At 70.5% G+C, this 15568-nt stretch carries 17 protein-coding genes and 3 pseudogenes; 12 read left to right on the plus strand and 8 right to left on the minus strand.

Annotated elements, in window-relative coordinates; genetic code table 11:
- The first annotated feature begins 343 nt into the window (after positions 1 to 343).
- Positions 344 to 586, plus strand: coding sequence for a hypothetical protein (locus tag ABZW30_RS42120; protein WP_355676607.1), 243 nt, complete (start codon positions 344 to 346; stop codon positions 584 to 586).
- A 228-nt stretch (positions 587 to 814) separates the two neighbouring features.
- Here ABZW30_RS42120 and ABZW30_RS42125 read toward each other — a convergent pair whose 3' ends face one another.
- Entirely contained in the window at positions 815 to 1165 is a 351-nt protein-coding gene (locus ABZW30_RS42125) for a helix-turn-helix domain-containing protein (protein WP_355676608.1), read from the minus strand.
- An 88-nt stretch (positions 1166 to 1253) separates the two neighbouring features.
- Between ABZW30_RS42125 and ABZW30_RS42130 the strand changes: the two genes are divergently transcribed.
- Positions 1254 to 1928 (plus strand): polysaccharide deacetylase family protein, encoded by a 675-nt coding sequence (locus ABZW30_RS42130; RefSeq protein WP_355676609.1) that lies wholly within the window; start codon positions 1254 to 1256, stop codon positions 1926 to 1928.
- A gap of 145 nt (positions 1929 to 2073) precedes the next feature.
- Positions 2074 to 3078, plus strand: a complete 1005-nt coding sequence (locus ABZW30_RS42135) for an NmrA family NAD(P)-binding protein (protein WP_355676610.1) — start codon at positions 2074 to 2076, stop codon at positions 3076 to 3078.
- Positions 3079 to 3372: 294 nt separating this feature from the next.
- Here ABZW30_RS42135 and ABZW30_RS42140 read toward each other — a convergent pair whose 3' ends face one another.
- A complete protein-coding gene (locus ABZW30_RS42140) occupies positions 3373 to 3957 on the minus strand; it encodes a TetR family transcriptional regulator (RefSeq protein ID WP_355676611.1) in 585 nt (194 codons plus the stop codon).
- Between the two features lie 92 nt (positions 3958 to 4049).
- On the opposite strand from ABZW30_RS42140, the gene ABZW30_RS42145 reads away from it, so the two are divergent.
- Complete coding sequence (locus ABZW30_RS42145; RefSeq protein WP_355676612.1) at positions 4050 to 4850, plus strand: SDR family oxidoreductase; 801 nt, start codon at positions 4050 to 4052, stop codon at positions 4848 to 4850.
- Positions 4851 to 5071: 221 nt separating this feature from the next.
- On the opposite strand, the gene ABZW30_RS42150 is transcribed toward ABZW30_RS42145, so the two are convergent.
- Positions 5072 to 5200: a hypothetical protein gene (locus ABZW30_RS42150; protein ID WP_355676625.1), complete on the minus strand. Its 129-nt coding sequence runs from the start codon at positions 5198 to 5200 to the stop codon at positions 5072 to 5074.
- Here ABZW30_RS42150 and ABZW30_RS42155 point away from each other — a divergent pair.
- Positions 5147 to 5326: pseudogene (locus ABZW30_RS42155) on the plus strand (hypothetical protein); the annotation flags it as partial. The gene ABZW30_RS42150 and the pseudogene ABZW30_RS42155 overlap by 54 nt on opposite strands.
- Here the strand turns inward: ABZW30_RS42155 and ABZW30_RS42160 are convergent.
- Positions 5313 to 5771 carry a MarR family transcriptional regulator gene (locus ABZW30_RS42160; protein WP_355676613.1) on the minus strand — a complete coding sequence of 153 codons (459 nt, stop codon included), beginning with the start codon at positions 5769 to 5771 and terminating at the stop codon, positions 5313 to 5315. The pseudogene ABZW30_RS42155 and the gene ABZW30_RS42160 overlap by 14 nt on opposite strands.
- A gap of 199 nt (positions 5772 to 5970) precedes the next feature.
- Between ABZW30_RS42160 and ABZW30_RS42165 the strand changes: the two genes are divergently transcribed.
- From ABZW30_RS42165 to ABZW30_RS42175, 3 genes and pseudogenes are all read left to right on the plus strand, one after another.
- Positions 5971 to 6936: an alpha/beta hydrolase gene (locus ABZW30_RS42165; RefSeq protein ID WP_355676614.1), complete on the plus strand. Its 966-nt coding sequence runs from the start codon at positions 5971 to 5973 to the stop codon at positions 6934 to 6936.
- A 568-nt stretch (positions 6937 to 7504) separates the two neighbouring features.
- Positions 7505 to 8371, plus strand: coding sequence for an alpha/beta fold hydrolase (locus tag ABZW30_RS42170; RefSeq protein ID WP_355676615.1), 867 nt, complete (start codon positions 7505 to 7507; stop codon positions 8369 to 8371).
- Between the two features lie 269 nt (positions 8372 to 8640).
- Positions 8641 to 8883, plus strand: a pseudogene (locus ABZW30_RS42175) (DUF3592 domain-containing protein); the annotation flags it as partial.
- Positions 8884 to 9039: 156 nt separating this feature from the next.
- On the opposite strand, the gene ABZW30_RS42180 reads toward ABZW30_RS42175, so the two are convergent.
- Complete coding sequence (locus ABZW30_RS42180; protein ID WP_355676616.1) at positions 9040 to 9645, minus strand: TetR family transcriptional regulator; 606 nt, start codon at positions 9643 to 9645, stop codon at positions 9040 to 9042.
- A 92-nt stretch (positions 9646 to 9737) separates the two neighbouring features.
- Between ABZW30_RS42180 and ABZW30_RS42185 the strand changes: the two genes are divergently transcribed.
- Positions 9738 to 10163, plus strand: coding sequence for a nuclear transport factor 2 family protein (locus ABZW30_RS42185; protein ID WP_355676617.1), 426 nt, complete (start codon positions 9738 to 9740; stop codon positions 10161 to 10163).
- Complete coding sequence (locus tag ABZW30_RS42190) at positions 10163 to 11011, plus strand: NAD(P)H-binding protein (protein ID WP_355676618.1); 849 nt, start codon at positions 10163 to 10165, stop codon at positions 11009 to 11011. Before ABZW30_RS42185 ends, ABZW30_RS42190 begins: the two co-directional genes overlap by 1 nt.
- Positions 11012 to 11701: 690 nt before the next feature.
- On the opposite strand, the gene ABZW30_RS42195 is transcribed toward ABZW30_RS42190, so the two are convergent.
- The 3 genes from ABZW30_RS42195 to ABZW30_RS42205 are packed head-to-tail and all read right to left on the minus strand — an operon-like array spanning position 11702 to position 14012.
- Positions 11702 to 12133: a hypothetical protein gene (locus ABZW30_RS42195; protein WP_355676619.1), complete on the minus strand. Its 432-nt coding sequence runs from the start codon at positions 12131 to 12133 to the stop codon at positions 11702 to 11704.
- A 54-nt stretch (positions 12134 to 12187) separates the two neighbouring features.
- Positions 12188 to 13018: a heavy metal-binding domain-containing protein gene (locus tag ABZW30_RS42200; RefSeq protein WP_355676620.1), complete on the minus strand. Its 831-nt coding sequence runs from the start codon at positions 13016 to 13018 to the stop codon at positions 12188 to 12190.
- 55 nt (positions 13019 to 13073) lie between these two features.
- The gene (locus ABZW30_RS42205; protein WP_355676621.1) at positions 13074 to 14012 is read right to left on the minus strand and encodes a heavy metal-binding domain-containing protein; all 939 of its coding nucleotides are present in this window, start codon (positions 14010 to 14012) and stop codon (positions 13074 to 13076) included.
- A 179-nt stretch (positions 14013 to 14191) separates the two neighbouring features.
- Here ABZW30_RS42205 and ABZW30_RS42210 point away from each other — a divergent pair, with 179 nt between their 5' ends.
- The gene (locus ABZW30_RS42210; RefSeq protein WP_355676622.1) at positions 14192 to 14530 is read left to right on the plus strand and encodes a cyclic-phosphate processing receiver domain-containing protein; all 339 of its coding nucleotides are present in this window, start codon (positions 14192 to 14194) and stop codon (positions 14528 to 14530) included.
- A gap of 492 nt (positions 14531 to 15022) precedes the next feature.
- A pseudogene (locus ABZW30_RS42215) lies at positions 15023 to 15568 on the plus strand (hypothetical protein); the annotation flags it as partial.

Raw genomic sequence — 15568 nt, forward strand, 5'->3', positions numbered from 1 at the left:
GCTCGTCCATGGGTGGCGGTGCGACCGGCGGCAGCTCGTCCACCGGCACCGGTACAACCGGCGGGGGCTCGTCCATGGGTGGCGGTGCGACCGGCGGCAGCTCGTCCACCGGCACCGGTACAACCGGCGGGGGCTCGTCCATGGGTGGCGGTGCGACCGGCGGAGGACCTTAGCCCCGGCCTTTCATGAGCGACCTGTCCGACAGGTGATCAGATAAGCGAAAAGTGCCTCTGACCAGCGAGAATGAGGACTGTCCAGGCCCTTGTTCCCGCGCCGTCGGAGGCACTTCTCAGGTGAGTGTGCGACACGAGGTCGCGTGTGTTGGGCGGACGCTCTTGGAGAGATGGCCGCCGACATCGGCCTGCACGCCATCGCCGTCCTCTCCGACTGCACCGTCTTCGCCGCCCCCGGACCCGGCGCCCTGGACGTCCTCACCAAGTCCGACGGCACCCTCACCACCTCGCTGCGCCTTGGGGCGTCGCCCGGGATGGTGAAGCACGAGGGCTCCCGGCCGATGGCCGAGATCGCCGAGCTGATCGCCGACGACGCCAACCCTGCCCGGCACATGAAGGCCGGCGGAGTGTAGGCTCCCAGATTTCGTGGCACGGTCTCAGCCGCGGTGGCACAACCGTGGCACTTATGCCGGCGTGGTGAGACTCCCCGGGCGGGCTGATGCGCCCTTTCGGGTGACGGTGATTCTGGTCCGGCTCCGCGCCAATCGGCCAGTCATTCGTCGCCGACTATCGCCCGCATCCCACGCCAAGCACCGTCTGCGCTCGAACGGCGATGGCGGACGTGAGGAGGCCGAGTACGCTTAGTCCGTTTCGGACTCTTGGGATTCCACCACGGCCGCGCCGTGCTCGTGAGCCCACTCGGTCAGCACGGCGATCGGCTTCACCAGCGTCCGGCCCAAGTCTGTCAGCACGTACTCGATCTTCCCGGCCTCGGCGTGGCGGTCGACCAGGCCGTACCCCTGCAACCGACGCAGCGTCTGGGTCAGCACCTTCCGTGAGATTCCGCCGATCAAGTCGACCAGCTCGCCGTGCCTGCACGGTTCCCGGCTCAACGCGAACAGCACGACCACCGCCCACTTGTCGGCGATGATCTCGATCGCCAGCCGAGCCGGGCAGTCGGCGAGGAAGACGCCGCCGGAGTACTCACGCATGCCCCAACGGTAGCCCGCTGCCAGGAACCTGGAGGTACCTATCGCCTCACTAGCGTCCACGGCGGAAGCTACCGAGCGAGGGAACCGAATGAGGGCAGTAATCGAATGGCCGGGCGGGCGGAAGGTTGTCGCGCTGGTCACCGTCGCGTTGGAGCTGTGGTCACCAGGGCACTGGCCCGCCTACGCGCCGATGGCCGCGGCGTGGCCACTGTCCGGCATCGACGACACGCACAGCACATCCTGGGCGGACTACGGCGTCACCACCGGCATCTGGCGGCTGCTCGACGTCCTCGGTGAGCTGCCCGCCACCGTCGGCGTCAATGGACTGGTGGCCGAGCGGCACCCCGAGACCGTCAAGGCCGTGCACGAGGCGGGTCACGAGATCGCCGCGCACTCCTGGGCCCAGGACGTGGTGCCCGCGCTGCTCGATGTCGATGCCGAGCGGACCAATATCCGTCGCTGCACCGACATCCTTCACCGAGTTACCGGCGTTCGCCCGACGGGGTGGATGAGCCCACGCGCCACCGGTTCGAGGCACACTGTCGACCTGCTTGCCGAGGCCGGCTACCGCTGGACCGGCGACCACGGCGACCACGACCTCCCGCAGGTCCTGTCCACCGCTCACGGTCCTCTGGTCTCCCTCATGCACAGCGACCACTCCGACGTCCGCGACTCTGCGGCCGGCCCGTACGCCTACCGCGACCTGCACCGTGAGCTACTGAACCAGATGCTCGCCGCCCCGGCCCAGGCGTCTTCCGCCTGACCATCCACGCCCACGTCGGAGGCCGACCGCTCCTCGCGGGCATGGTCGGCCAGATCCTCGACCACATCCGTGAGTCCGGCGACGTCTGGGTTGCCACCCACGCCCAGGTGGCCGAACACGTCCTGACACACCAGGGAAGAACGCCATGACCCACGTCCTCGTCGTCGGTGGCACCGGAGCCATGGGCAGCCACGTGGTCCAACACCTGTTGGCCACCACTGACGCCACCATCACCGTCCCCACCCGCCACCCGGAGTCCGCCCACGCCACCGAACTCACCGCCACCGCGTCCGACCGCGTGCGACTGGTCCACTCCGACTCGGCGGCCCTCGAGGTCCTGATCGGGCAGGCCGACCGCGTGTTCGCCAACACCGACTTCTTCGCGACAGGCAGCGCGGTGGGTGAGTATCGGCAAGGGCTGCACTTGCTGGCCGCCGCGGAGCGGACCGGCGTGGAACGTTTTATCTGGTCGTCGTTGGACAGCGCGGTGTCCCTGACCGGCCACCCCGTCCCGCACTTCGACAGCAAAGCCGCCGTAGCCGCCCACATCGACCTGATGCGGTCGGAGGAAATGCTCCGCAAGGAGACCGACGGCTGGTACACGGACCACGTCTCGGTACTGACCACGGCGCCGTACTTCGAGAACCTGCGGGACCGACTCATCCCCAGGCCGGACGGCCGGGGCGGCCTGACCTTCAGGCTCCCCCTCGGCGCCGCCCACTACCCGCTCGTCGCCCTCGACGACATCGCCTGGTTCGCCTGCCGCATATTCGACAACTGGCAGTCCTGGGGCGCCCGCGACCTCGCGGTGATCGGCGACAGCCTCACCGGCGACGAGATCGCCGCTACCTTCGCTCGGGTCACGGGCACCCCCAGCACCTACACCCCGATGCCGCTTGACGACCTGCGCGCTGCCGTCCCCGACTTCAGCCACGACTACGCAGCGATGTTCCAGTTCTTCGCCGACCGTGATCTCTACGCCCGAGACCGGGACATCAACCTCCTGCGCCGCCTGCACCCTGCCTTGATGACCTTCGAGGACTGGCTGCACCACACCGGATGGACGGGACGACCACCCACCATGCCACGTCCGAACGCGGGCACGCACGACAGGGCTCGTCGCTCCGGATCGGGGCTGACGCCAGCCTGAGATCTGGCAAACCTGGCGTGGCACACACCAAGGGCCCACTGAGGAAGATGCCGCCCTGAGTGTGCTGTGCATGACATTGAGGGGTGGTGGCCACCGGGCGAGAGCCAGTACTGGAGGCGAGCGAAGGAGAGGCGGCCAGCGGCCAGGGTGCGAGGGCCACGATCTCGCCATCGAGTGCCGGGCGCCGCCCCGGCGCCCGGCTGCCCGATCCGCACGACGGAACGGACGTGAACCTGGCCGAGCCCTGGATCAAGACCGACGTGCTGCCTGCCGAGCCCGCCGGCCGGGGGCGTCTCAGTCGCCGTCCCGGACCGCGGTGAGGCACTGGTCGTAGAGGTGTGCCAGGTCGAGCCGGCCCTCGTGCTCGGCCCAGAGCTCGGTCGCGGTGTCGACGCAGGCGAAGACCGTCGCGACGATCGCCTTGGCCCGCGGGTCGGGCCCCTGGCCGGGGGTGGCGCCCAGGCGTGCCTGGATGACCGGGACGAGTTGGGCCTGCCAGTTCAGCCGCTTCTCGATGTAGCGGGCGTGCAGTGAGGGGGTGTTGAAGATCAGGCGGGACAGCTCGAGCACCCGCTCGGGGGTGTGGTTGGCGGTGAGGATGGTCTCGAACCCTGCTCGCAGGGCGTCCCAGGCGGACACGTCGGCCGGCTGCTGCTCGACGGTCTGCTTCAGGAGCTCGCCGAGCGCGTCCTGGTCGCCGCAGACCAGGTCTTCCTTGGTGCCGAAGTAGCGGAACAGGGAGCGCTGCGAGATGCCCGCCTCCCGGGCGATCTGCGCGATCGTCGTCTGCTCGTAGCCCTGCTCGGCGAACAGCCGGACCGCCGTGTCGAGGATCTCCTGGACGGCGGCCTGCCGCGAGCGGTCCCACAAGGTCGTCATGGGAACCCAGACTACCCCGCCTCTGGACAGCAACCGCCTACCTGGCATTAACTGCCAGATAGGCAGTGACTGCACGAAAGAGGAGTTTTGTCATGACAGCCGTCGACTACCACGGCCAGACCACGCTGATCACCGGTGCCAGCGCCGGTCTCGGCGCCGAGTTCGCCCGCCAACTCGCCGCCCGCGGCTCCGACCTGGTGCTGGTCGCCCGCCGCAGGGACCGCCTGGAGGACCTGGCCGCCGAACTGCGCGACCGCCACCGCGTCCAGGTCCACGTCCTGGCGATGGACCTGGCCGCCGCCCACCCCGGGCAGGCGCTGGCCGAGCAGGTGGACCAGCTCGGCCTGCACGTCACCAGCGTGATCAACAACGCCGGGTTCGGCACCTTCGGACCCTTTCACCAGGCCGACCCGGCTCGGCTGCGCCAGGAGATCGCCGTCGACGTGACCGCGGTGGCCGACATCAGTCGCGCCTTCGTCGAACGGCTGCGGACGGCGGGTCGCGGGGTCCTGGTCAACGTGGCGAGCATGGCCGCCTACCAGCCCAACCCGCGGATGGCGCTCTACGGGGCGACCAAGGCGTTCGTACTGAGCCTCACGGAAGCGCTGTGGGAGGAGTCGCGCGGCACCGGGCTGCGGGTGCTGGCGCTGTCCCCGGGCGCGACCCGCACCGAGTTCTTCGAGGTCGTCGGCACCGACCGAGCCGCCGGGGGCACCAGGCTCGCCACGCCCGTCGATGTCGTCCGCACCGCGCTGACTGCCCTGGACCGCAGGAACCCGCCGCCGAGTGTCATCGCGGGACGGATGAACCGGGTGATGGCCTTCCTCGCCCGCCTGGCTCCTCGGCGGCAGGTCATCAGGGCTGTCGGCCGCATGACTGCCACGGAGGCATGACGAGGAGCGGGGGGCTGTCGTTCGGGCGGAGAAGGGGCTGTCCGGGGGCGTGCCGGCAGCAGCCCGGACCCGGGCCGTGCCGGTCCGCCCGCCGGTCTTGAACCGCACTCAGGGTGCACGGTCCAGGAGCGCTTCGAGCTTGAGTTCGCCCTCGTGGGTCTGGACGCCGCGTAGTGCTCCAGAATCGCTCACCGACTCTGAGCTGGTACTTCGATGCGCGGTCAACTGGTTCGGCGGTACTCGTCGATGAGGCCGCCGACGGCCTGGCGGCGTTCGATCCTGGCTGTCGGCGCGGCCTCCTGCGTGCCCAGGGCGAGGGCGACGCCGAACACTGACGCGTGTGTGCCCACGTCGAGCACACCATCGCCCGCGTGAAGGAGTGCAAGATCCTCCGGAACTGCCGGCAGAGAGGCGGCGGCCCGCGCCATGCGGTGCAGGCCGTCGCCCAGCGCCGGGGCGGGCTCAGGCGTCGGTGACGTTCGTCGTGATCAGGCGGAGCAACTGCTTGGCGGTGGCGTCCTGTTCCGGAGTGAGGCCCATGGCGTCGCCGATGGCCAGCGGGACGGTGCCGGCTTTCGCGTGGAGGTCTGCACCCGCCTGCGTGAGGCGGATGGCGACGGAACGCTCGTCGTCCGCGCGGCGCTCGCGGATGACCAGGCCGCCCGCCTCGAGGCGCTTGAGGAGGGGGGAGAGCGTGCTGGACTCCAGCTGGAGTGCGGCACCCAGCTCGCGTACGGAGACGGAGTCCCGCTCCCAGAGGGTGAGCATCACCAGGTACTGGGGGTAGGTCAGGCCGAGGCTGTCCAGCAGGGGCCGGTAGCGGGCCGTGACCGCGCGCGAGGCCGCGTACAGGGCGAAGCAGAGCTGGTCATCCAGCAGGAGCGAACCCTGTGCCGCGCTCCCGGTCGCCGCCTTCTCCATCGGTCGTGCCCTCTCAGCCTGCCGCTTGGCCCGTTCGTTTCATCCTATCGTTCGAAGCGCACGCGACCATAGCGTGCACGATTAAGTAGCGCGCGACTTAATCGCGCGCTACCTTATGCATGTGCCCGCCGGACGGCGGACGCCACGACCGTCGGGGCCTGCCGGCCCCGACGCCGCACGCCCTGATGAGGAGCCCGGCATGACCGAGAAGAACGCTCGTCCGATCCTGGAGTCCGCCGCAGCCGCGTTCGCGCAGGCCACCGCCGAGCCGCCGTTCCTGTTCCAGCTGCCCCCGGCCGAGGGTCGCAAGGCCGTCGACGACGTCCAGTCCGGCGAGATCGCCAAGCCCGCCGTGGACGAGGAGTGGGTCACCGTCCCCGGCGGCCCCACCGGCCAGGTCCGGGCCCGGATCGTCCGGCCCGCGGGCGCCACCGGCGAGCTGCCGGTCATCGTCTACATCCACGGCGCGGGCTGGGTGTTCGGCAACGCCCACACCCACGACCGGCTGGTCCGCGAACTCGCCGTCGGCGCGAACGCCGCCGTGGTCTTCCCCGAGTACGACCTCTCACCCGAGCACCGCTACCCGGTGGCCATCGAGCAGAACTGGACGGTCGCCCGATGGGTCGTCACCGACGGCGCCGCTCACCACCTGGACTCGACCCGGATCGCCGTGGCCGGGGACTCGGTCGGCGGCAACATGAGCGCCGCCCTGACCCTGATGGCCAAGGAACGCGGCGGACTGCCGCTGCTCCAGCAGGTCCTCTTCTACCCGGTGACCGACGCCGCCTTCGACACCGGCTCCTACCACCAGTTCGCCGAGGGCTACTTCCTGCGCCGCGACGGCATGCAGTGGTTCTGGGACCAGTACACCACCGACCCCGCCCAGCGAGCCGAGATCACCGCCTCACCCCTGCGCGCCACCACCGACCAGCTCACGGGCCTGCCTCCGGCCCTGGTCATCACGGCCGAGGCCGACGTGCTCCGGGACGAGGGCGAGGCGTACGCCAACAAGCTCCGCCAGGCCGGAGTGCCCGTCACCGCCGTCCGCTACCAGGGCATCATCCACGACTTCGTCATGCTCGACGCGCTGCGCGGGACCCAGGCCGCCGAGGCCGCCATCAACCAGGCCGTCGCCATCCTGCGCACCGCGCTCGGCACCGCCTGAGCGGCCCGGACCATGACCGCCCGCCCCGCCCGGTCGGCGGCGGGCGGGTCCTGGCGGGGCCAGGGCGTCCCCTTCGGAAGTGACGGCGCCGGGGTCCGGACGTGAACTCCCACCTCGGTCTTGCCGCCGCGGCGGCCGTGGTGTGTGGCCCCCATAGGGCTCACGAGCCCGCGTCCCGTGGTGGCGAGGGCTGAATGGGCGGGCGGGAGCGGCGCATTCCCTGTGAGAGCGACCGGAACCGTCCACGCGCGGGTGATTCGCGGACATCGGCGGAGTCCTGACGTGGCCGTCAAGTCGCCGCCGGTGCGACCACCCCCGCAGGAGAGGCCACGACGGGCACAACTGTCACCGCACAGCACGACGCAGGCTTCCGGCCTGGACGACGGCCGAGGTGACCGTCTCGGCCGGATCGTCTGATCTCCGCTCGGCTGGACGGCGACGAGCATGGTCGTCGTTGGCCTGATGGGGTCGATCCGGGGTGAACGGCCCCCAACCCATAGTTCCCGCCTGTCAGCGGACCCATATGCGTCACGTGCCGGGTCCGCGCCCTACGAACGCGTGAGGAAGAATGAACAACTCCCTGCCTGTCGTCCTGGTGCACGGTTTCTGGCATGGCAGCTGGTGTTGGAACCCAGTGGTCGAGCAGCTGGCCGGCCGCGGGATCCGGTCGGTCGCGGTCGACCTCGACGGACACGGACTGCGCGGCCCCGCACTGCGCGCCCGCTGGGCGCGGCCGTTCGACGCAGAGGCATTCGCCACCGAACCGTCACCGGTCAGGACCGTCACCGCATGGTCCGCGGCGGCTTCCCTCGCGGACCGGATACGAACGATCGGTGCCGGTCGGCCATGTCTCGTGGTCGCGCACAGCATGGGTGGTGTAGTCGCCACCGCGTTGGCGGAACTCGCTCCGGAACTCGTGGGCGGGCTGGTCTATGTATCCGCACTCGCACCGGTAAACGGGGTACCGGCGGCCTTCTACAGCACGTGCCCGGAAAACGCCGGCGAGAAGTTGCTCCGTCTGCTGGCAGCCGACCCGGCGGTGGTGGGCGCGGCGCGCATCGACTTCGACGACCCGGACAGGCGCGATCAGATCAAGGAGGCCTTCTACAACGACGTCGACGACCGTACAGCGGATGCCGCGATCGCCCTGCTCAGTCCGGATGGTCCAGTGGGGATTCCCGGCGAGGAACTGACCGTCACCACGCAGCGCTACGGCAGCATCCCGCACTCGTACGTGACCTGCACCCGGGACAATGCCATCCCCCTGGCGCTGCAACACCGCTTCATCAAGGAGATCGACGCCGTGTCGGCTTCCCCGACCGACGTCACCGAACTCGACTCCTCCCACTCGCCCTTCCTGTCCCAGCCTGCCGCGCTCGCCGAAGCGATCGCCGGCAGAGTCCCCGACATGTCCTCTCTACGGCGGACTCCGTGAACACCTTGGGCAACGACATTGTCTGACCACCGATCAACAGGGCCGGCGAAGGTCCGCCGGGCCCTCGCACGCGCTTGGCCCCGCCGGGGCATCCCCCTCGGGCGTGGCGGCGCCGGGTGATTCCCGCGCCGGCCGGCGGGCGGCAGGATGGCTCCGCCGAGTACGGCGAGGGGTCCGGCCGGTCGGGCGCTTCGGATGGGGTGAACCATGTCGAGCGGCGTGTGGGCTGAGCTGTCCGGCGGCGTTGCGGTGCTGCTCTTCGGTGTACAGCCGTGCGGGCGCGGGGCACGGTGGTCGACCTGGTGCGTGACGACAGCAGCGACAGTCGAACCCGGGTACCGGTGATCGCCTTCACCGACCGGGAGGGCCGCCGGGTGGAGTTCATGTCGAGGCTCCGCGGGATCGGGACGGACCTGCCGGTCGGGCGCGAGGTGGACGTGGTCTTCCTCGCGGACGATCCGCAGGGCGCGCGGGTGTTCACTCCGAGGCGCATGGCGGGGTCCGCGCTGTAGCTGTCGCTGGGACGGGCGTTCTTCCTCGGCGCTGCGGTACTGATCACCGTGCGGGGTCGGGCGGGCGCCCGGCCGGGAAGTCGGGACGTGTCGAGCGGACGGACCTTCCCGCTCCCGTGCGGGAGGGCTGCGGCAAGGCCGCGTTGGGTCGGTGATTCAGTGGTCGGCTGCCGGTCCGCTTCCGGCAGGGCTGCCGAGCACGGAGGCGGTGTAGTCGGCCAGCCGGTGTCGCAGTTCCTCGCGGGGGACGCGCTTCTCGCCGGTCAGGTGCTCGACGAGATCGGCCCGGGTGGCGGCGAGCAGCGCGTGGGCGGTGAAGTCGCTGTCGCCCGGGCCTGCGATCTGTTCCAGCAGGTCCCGGAGCAGGGCGTGCCACTGCTCGTACTGGTTGGTGCGGTAGGGGCTGTCCGCTCCGGTTCCCTCCAGGGCCAGTGCGAGGTGGCGGTTGTCGAGTTTGAAGCACAGGAGGGCGTCGAGCAGGGCCGGTACGCGTTGCAGGGGTGGTGTGGCGGGCCCGAGCGGGGGAGGGCCTTCCTCGACGGCCGTCTTGATCGGTTCGAGTCGGGCCTCGTACAGCGCGCGGATCAGGCCGGAGCGGTCGCCGAAGGCGCGGAAGAGTGTGCCCTTGCCGACGCCGGCCGCCGCCGCGACGTCGGCCATGGTGACGTCCTCGGGGCTCCGTTGGGCGAGGAGTGTGTCGGCGGCGGCGAGGGCGGCCGTGCGGTTGCGGACCGCGTCCTTGCGTGGCGCTCGCTCGGGCATGGGTCTCCTCCAGTTGCGATCCGGACCGGCGGTCCGTATCTTTCCCGGAAGAAGCGGACCGCTGGTCCGTATCGTACGGGACGGAGAACCCCATGCCCGCAACCACTCCGGCGGCGGACCTCTACCACCACAGCCTGCGCCTGCTCCTGGACAAGGACATTCCGGCCTGGGTCGGCCTCTGGGCCGAGCACGGCGTCATGGAGTTCCCCTTCGCCCCACCGGGCTGGCCGCAGCGACTGGAAGGCCGGGAGGCCATCGCCGCCTACATGCGCGACTACCCCGACCACATCGACCTGCACGACTTCCCCGACCTGCGGATCCACCAGACCACGGACCCCGGGACCATCGTGGTCGAGATGCGGGGCGTGGGCCGCCTGGTCGAGACGGGCGGGCCCTTCGAGATGACCTACATCGCCGTCGTGACTGTTCAGGACGGACGCTTCACCTCCTACCGCGACTACTGGAACCCCCTCGCCGTCAACGATCCCGGCCTGGACTTCACGAGGAGCAGCGCCTGATGACCACCACCGCCGCCACCCTCGTCATCGGCGCCACCGGCACCACCGGCAGCCGCACCGCCGCGCAATTGGTCGCCGCCGGCCGCCGCGTCAAGGCCGCCGGCCGTCGCGCCACCCCGCTCCCGGGCGTGGAACCGGTCCGCTTCGACTGGTACGACCCCGCCACCTTCGCCGACGCCGTCTCCGGCACCGACCGCGTCTACCTCGTGCCGCCCGTGGGCGACCCGGACCCGGCCGCCGTCATGCTGCCGTTCCTCCGGCAGGCCCGGGACGCCGGCGTGCGGCGCGCCGTACTGCTCAGCTCCTCCGCCGTCCCCGAAGGGGGCCCGGCCGTGGGGGCGGTGCACCAGGCCCTGCCCGGCCTGTTCGACCAGTGGGCGGTGCTGCGGCCCTCCTGGTTCATGCAGAACTTCACCGGAGCGCACCTGCACGCCGACAGCATCCGTGCGGACGGCGTCATCCTGACCGCAGCCGGGTCGGGCAGGGTCGGATTCGTCGACGCCGACGACATCGCCGCCGTCGCCGTCCGCGCCCTGACCGACGAACGCGCGCCCGACACCGACCTCGTCCTGACCGGGCCCGAGGCGCTCAGCCACGACGACATCGCTGCGATCCTCACCGAGGTCACCGGCCGCCCCGTGCTCCACCGCCACCTCTCGTACGAGGACATGCGCGAGCGCCTGGCCGCGCTGATGCCGCCGGAGTTCGCGGCGATGCTGGCCGGCATGGACCGCGCCATCGCCGAGGGGACCGAGGACCGCACCACCGACACGGTCGAGCGCCTCACCGGCCGCCCGCCGCACAGCTTCCGGGAGGTCGCCCGGAGGGAGCTCACCGAGGCCCGGTGACGTGGTCCCCACAGCGGACACCTCGGTCCTGAGGCTGGAACGGCATCCAGCACCGACTGGGCGTCGCACCCCCCGAGAGGCTCAATTCACAGCATCAAAAGTCATGTGATATCTACATTTTGGCTACTCCTCGCGTATGGGTGATATCGGGCGAGATCTTTTCGACTCCGTCCGCACACTGCTTGCGATGAACGGCATCCCGCTGGCGGAGGGCGGGGCAGGGAACGAGCAGCCGGGTGCCGTGGTGCGGCTGGGCGAGGGTCCTGATCAACTCGATTCCGTCTGCCGTACGCAGTGACTCCATGAGGCGGAGTAGGTCAGACTGGGACATGGCCATCGCGCACCTCTCACTTCAACGAGCATGCCCACTCGGAGAGTTGCGCGATGGCTGCTGCATGACCAGTGGTTGCACCAAGATCCTCGCTACACGACTCCACGGGACGCCATCCGGCCCCTCGACCACCTCGGGCGACCGACTCGAGACACCTACAGAGCCCGTCGGCTGCGATCGCCGCTGCCGACAGATCCTCACGTCATGCCAGTCAGCTCGGGGTTGTCGCGGTCAAGCCGGACTGGCGGGCAGGGGCGCCCAGCGCGGCGACGATCACCGGCAGCAGCCAGTGATCGTCATCGGCGTCGGATCGTCCATCCCGCGGTCAACTCCTCGGCAGAGTGCGGTGACCCGAGACCTCAGCCGCCGAGCAGCAGCCGCTCCAGCGCCGCCCGGGCGCGGGCGTCGGAGCGGGCCCGGGCCGTGACGGCCGCGGCCAGCTCTCGCGTCCACTCGTCGAGCGGCACCGACCGTCGCGACAGCACCACGCCGCGCACCACCCGGCACACCTCGCCTGCCGCACGCCCCTGAGTCACGGTCAGGCTCAGCCGCTGGTCGTCCATCGAGACGTCCAGCCGCTCGATCCGGCCGGGCCGGCCGGCCATCCGGTCGGCCATGCTGCGCTTGCGCTCGACCACCACCGCGTCCGCGGGCAGCGCATCCGCGAGCGCGCCGGTCAGTACCTGGGTGTACACCTCCAGGTCGGCGGCGTCCCGGCGGAGGGCGGCCGCCAGCAGGTCTATCGAGCCCGGGTCCTGCGCGGCCGGTTCGAGCTCGCCGTGGTCGGTCATGTCTCTCCTTGGTGCGGTCGGTCGACGGGTGCGCCTGTCCCGTCCGTGCGCAGCCTAGCCGTCCAGGCTCAGCACCATGGTGGGCCGCTCGATCTCGTGATCGGCACGCAGCGGACGGACCGCGGTGCCGATCGCGAAGAACTCGGTGGTGTGGCCGCCCCAACGGTGGTTGTGCGCGTTGAGCTGCACGCCAACGATGCCCTCGGCCTGCAGTTCCTCGGCCTCGGCCTGCATCCGGGCCATCGCCAGCTCGCGGGCGTCGTAGAGGGCCTGGGTATACGACTCGATCTCCACGTTCTTGCCGATGTTGGAGAAGACCGAGCCCATCTTCTGGTGCGCGATGTGGTAGACGCAGGTGCCCATGGTCATGCCGAGCGGCGCGTAGCCGGCCCGGATGAGGGTCCAGAAGTCCTGGCCGGAGAGGTCGGAGGTGAACGGCTGGCCCTTGTTGTTGCGCCAGCTGGTGCCGCCGGGCGCGGGCCGGTCGGCCTTGACGGCGGTGCCGATGGCGATGAACTCGGCGATGTCCGAACCGAATTCCCGCGCCTCCACGCTCAGCCGGACGCCGACGATGCCGTCCGCGCCCAGTGTCGCGGCTTCGGCCTCCATCCGGGTCATGGCGAGTTCGCGCGCGTGGTACATGGCCTGGCTCAGCGTCTCCAGCTCCTGGTTCTTGCCCCAGCGGCCGAGCTGTATGCCGACGTGGTAGATCGAGCTGCCCAGGACCAGGCCGATCGGTTGGAACCCGGCCTCGCGGACCAGCAGGAACTCGTTGACCGACAGGTCGCTGGTGAAGATCGAGCCGGGTTTGCCGGGCTGCAGCTCGGCGAGGCGCCGCATCGCGTCGGCCGGCACTCCCTGTGCGGCGGGATCGAAGGTGCTCATCTGGTCAATCTCCCCTGACTGTGCTGATGACGTCCGGTCTGGTGACGGCACGCCGCTATCGGCGGGCCGCCTGCGCGAGGCGGCGGCGCAGCCGGTCGCCCCCGCCGTTCAGCGGCATGACCGTGAGGGTGCGCGGCTCTGCGGGCGCGGTGGCGAAACGGGCGACGGCGGTGCCGACCAGGGTGCTCTCGGTGATGTGGTCGGTCTGCTTGTCGTTGGCGATGCAGGGCTCCTCCCAGACCCGCAGGTCGCTGTCGGCGAGGATCACGCCGTTGCCGCCGTGTTGTGCTCCCTGCCGGTACAGCTGGGTCCGAGCGTCTGCCCGGACCTGCGTGACCAGAGCCGTCCAGCCGTCCATCTCCTGGTTGGACCAGGAGAACTTCTGCCAGCCGGTCCGGTAGTCGTCGTGGCGCACCCCGATCGACATCCCGACCAACAGGTCCACCGGCACCCAGCCAGCCGTGACCAGCTTGGCGAAGCCCTGGCCGTCCAGGTGCGAGGTGAACGGGCGGCGCGGCCGTACCTGGCCCGAGGCGCGTACCGCGGTGCCGATCACCTTGAACTCCAGACAGTGCGGCGCGGCCGGGAACGGAGCCATCGTCAGCTGCGCCGCCACCACGCCGTCACCGCCGAGAGCGGTGCACTCGGCGGTCATCCGGCCCAGGGCGGCACGCCGTGCGTCGTCCAGCACCTGCACCAGGGCGGCAGAGGGCGCGCCATTGCCCGACAGGGCGACGTCGGAAACGCGGTTCCCGCCAGCCGACCAGCCCCATCCCTGGTAGCCGCAGGCGTGGTAGCCCCAGTACCGGCCGCTGCGGCCGACGCGGTACACCGCCGACCCCATCACCTGGCCGACCGGCTCGAAGCCGACCGACCTGATCGCGGCGAACTCGCCCGTCGACAGCGCCGACGACCAGGTACCACTGGCCCGCCCCTCGGCGACCCGCGCCGCCGCCTTGGGCGGCAGCCCCGCACTGCTCCAGGACTCCGTCATGGCGTCCACCCCCGTTTCCGTCCGGCCAGTCCGGCGCTGAGGTCCGACCAGGCACCCTATGTGCAGTCACAGACGTGGCGACAAGAGGGTCGGATGCCTTGTTGCGGGCACCGGCGGCCCGCCCAGCAGAGTCTCAATACCCCGTGGTTGTCCCGCCCGCTTACTGTGACAATAATCCAGTGAAGGAAGCCCCCACTGTGCCGATGCCCGTCGTCCTCGGCGTAGACGACCTCCGGCCGCTCCCCAGGGCCACGCGGATTGCCCGCACCAGCCGCGAAGGCATCCAGCTCCTGGAAGAGCACCGCGACAGCTTCATTGACGAGCTGTGGCTCGACCACGATCTCGGCGGCGAGGACACCATCATGCCGGTGGTGACCCTCATGGAAGAAGCCGCATTCAACGGACGGCCCTTTCGGATCGGAGCGGTCTTCGTTCACAGCGCCAACCCCATCGGTGCCGAAACCGTCGTCCGGTCACTCGCCCGCTGGAGCTACCGTGTCCAGCGGGCAACGGCCTAGGGAGTCCGGACTGGACCGACTCCGCCTACGCGGGCGGACTGCGATGCACGACCACATTCCGCCGCTGGCCGAGGAGGTCGTCGCTGGTCGCGGTCTGCTGGTCGTGGATCCGGTAGGTGCCTTGTCGAGGGCGGCGGGTGTAGACCGGGCCCGCACGCCGACCTTGGGTGACAGACTGTCAGGATGATGGATCACTCCGGCCGCCCGGTACGGCGCCAGCTTGCCCAGCCGTTCTCCCACACCGATGCCGCGACCGACGTGCCGCTCGTCGAGCGGCTCGGGCCCGTGGGGCGTTCCCCGTTCTCGGCACCGGCCCCGGATCAGGCGGCACCCGCGAACGGGTCGGGCCGGGCAGATGTGTACGGCGCGCGGCGACGCCTCGGGCCCGGCGGAATCGCCGTCCGGCCAGCCCTCTCCAGCGGGGTCGAGGGCTGACAGCGATGCGGACGGGGGAGCGGGACCGGCAGGGTCACAGCGGGGGGCTGCGCTGTTGTGCTGGCCGCGGTGCTGGGGTTGACCGCGTGCGCGGCGCCGGCGGGCGGCCACGACGGTCCCGTGGCGGACAAGGGAAGCAGCACGCCGTCACCGATGGCGGCACCGGCGACGAGCCAGCAGATACCGTCCGGACCGGAGGAGGAGACCTATAGCATCCCGTCCACGTGGACGGATCCGGTGTGCTGGGCAGTGCTGCCGCGCGGCTCCAGGACCGCCGCCGGTACCGGTTACCAGACCGGTTTCCCGGACACCATGGAGGGGGCGGTGGCGGTGCTGGTGGCCGGGAGCGCGACGAATCTGCAGCCCGGCACCAGCCTGGCGGACCAGCAGGTGGCCATCTACCACACCTATCTGTCCAGCGCCGACCAGAGCCCGGGCGGCGAGGCGAAGGTCAGGGCGAAGGCGCAGCAGACCGAGGCCGAGAACCGCAGCGACCTCGGGCTGCCGACGGCCGGTCCCCTGCCCAGAGGGGCCTTCGTCCGCGGCAACGTGGTCGGGTTCAAGGTGATCCAACAATCCCGGGGCGAGGAGACGGTCTATCGG

This window comes from Kitasatospora sp. NPDC004669 (genome assembly GCF_040609455.1).
In the GTDB taxonomy this organism is placed as follows: Bacteria; Actinomycetota; Actinomycetes; order Streptomycetales; family Streptomycetaceae; genus Kitasatospora.

Bases quoted from the DNA above. Each gene is read 5' to 3' on its own strand.
- ABZW30_RS42200 (WP_355676620.1), bottom strand. From the start codon at position 13,018: ATGAGCACCTTCGATCCCGCCGCACAGGGAGTGCCGGCCGACGCGATG.
- ABZW30_RS42145 (WP_355676612.1), top strand. From the start codon at position 4,050: ATGACAGCCGTCGACTACCACGGCCAGACCACGCTGATCACCGGTGCC.
- ABZW30_RS42180 (WP_355676616.1), bottom strand. From the start codon at position 9,645: ATGCCCGAGCGAGCGCCACGCAAGGACGCGGTCCGCAACCGCACGGCC.
- ABZW30_RS42185 (WP_355676617.1), top strand. From the start codon at position 9,738: ATGCCCGCAACCACTCCGGCGGCGGACCTCTACCACCACAGCCTGCGC.
- ABZW30_RS42170 (WP_355676615.1), top strand. From the start codon at position 7,505: ATGAACAACTCCCTGCCTGTCGTCCTGGTGCACGGTTTCTGGCATGGC.
- ABZW30_RS42135 (WP_355676610.1), top strand. From the start codon at position 2,074: ATGACCCACGTCCTCGTCGTCGGTGGCACCGGAGCCATGGGCAGCCAC.
- ABZW30_RS42140 (WP_355676611.1), bottom strand. From the start codon at position 3,957: ATGACGACCTTGTGGGACCGCTCGCGGCAGGCCGCCGTCCAGGAGATC.
- ABZW30_RS42165 (WP_355676614.1), top strand. From the start codon at position 5,971: ATGACCGAGAAGAACGCTCGTCCGATCCTGGAGTCCGCCGCAGCCGCG.
- ABZW30_RS42195 (WP_355676619.1), bottom strand. From the start codon at position 12,133: ATGACCGACCACGGCGAGCTCGAACCGGCCGCGCAGGACCCGGGCTCG.
- ABZW30_RS42205 (WP_355676621.1), bottom strand. From the start codon at position 14,012: ATGACGGAGTCCTGGAGCAGTGCGGGGCTGCCGCCCAAGGCGGCGGCG.
- ABZW30_RS42120 (WP_355676607.1), top strand. From the start codon at position 344: ATGGCCGCCGACATCGGCCTGCACGCCATCGCCGTCCTCTCCGACTGC.
- ABZW30_RS42190 (WP_355676618.1), top strand. From the start codon at position 10,163: ATGACCACCACCGCCGCCACCCTCGTCATCGGCGCCACCGGCACCACC.
- ABZW30_RS42130 (WP_355676609.1), top strand. From the start codon at position 1,254: ATGAGGGCAGTAATCGAATGGCCGGGCGGGCGGAAGGTTGTCGCGCTG.
- ABZW30_RS42160 (WP_355676613.1), bottom strand. From the start codon at position 5,771: ATGGAGAAGGCGGCGACCGGGAGCGCGGCACAGGGTTCGCTCCTGCTG.
- ABZW30_RS42125 (WP_355676608.1), bottom strand. From the start codon at position 1,165: ATGCGTGAGTACTCCGGCGGCGTCTTCCTCGCCGACTGCCCGGCTCGG.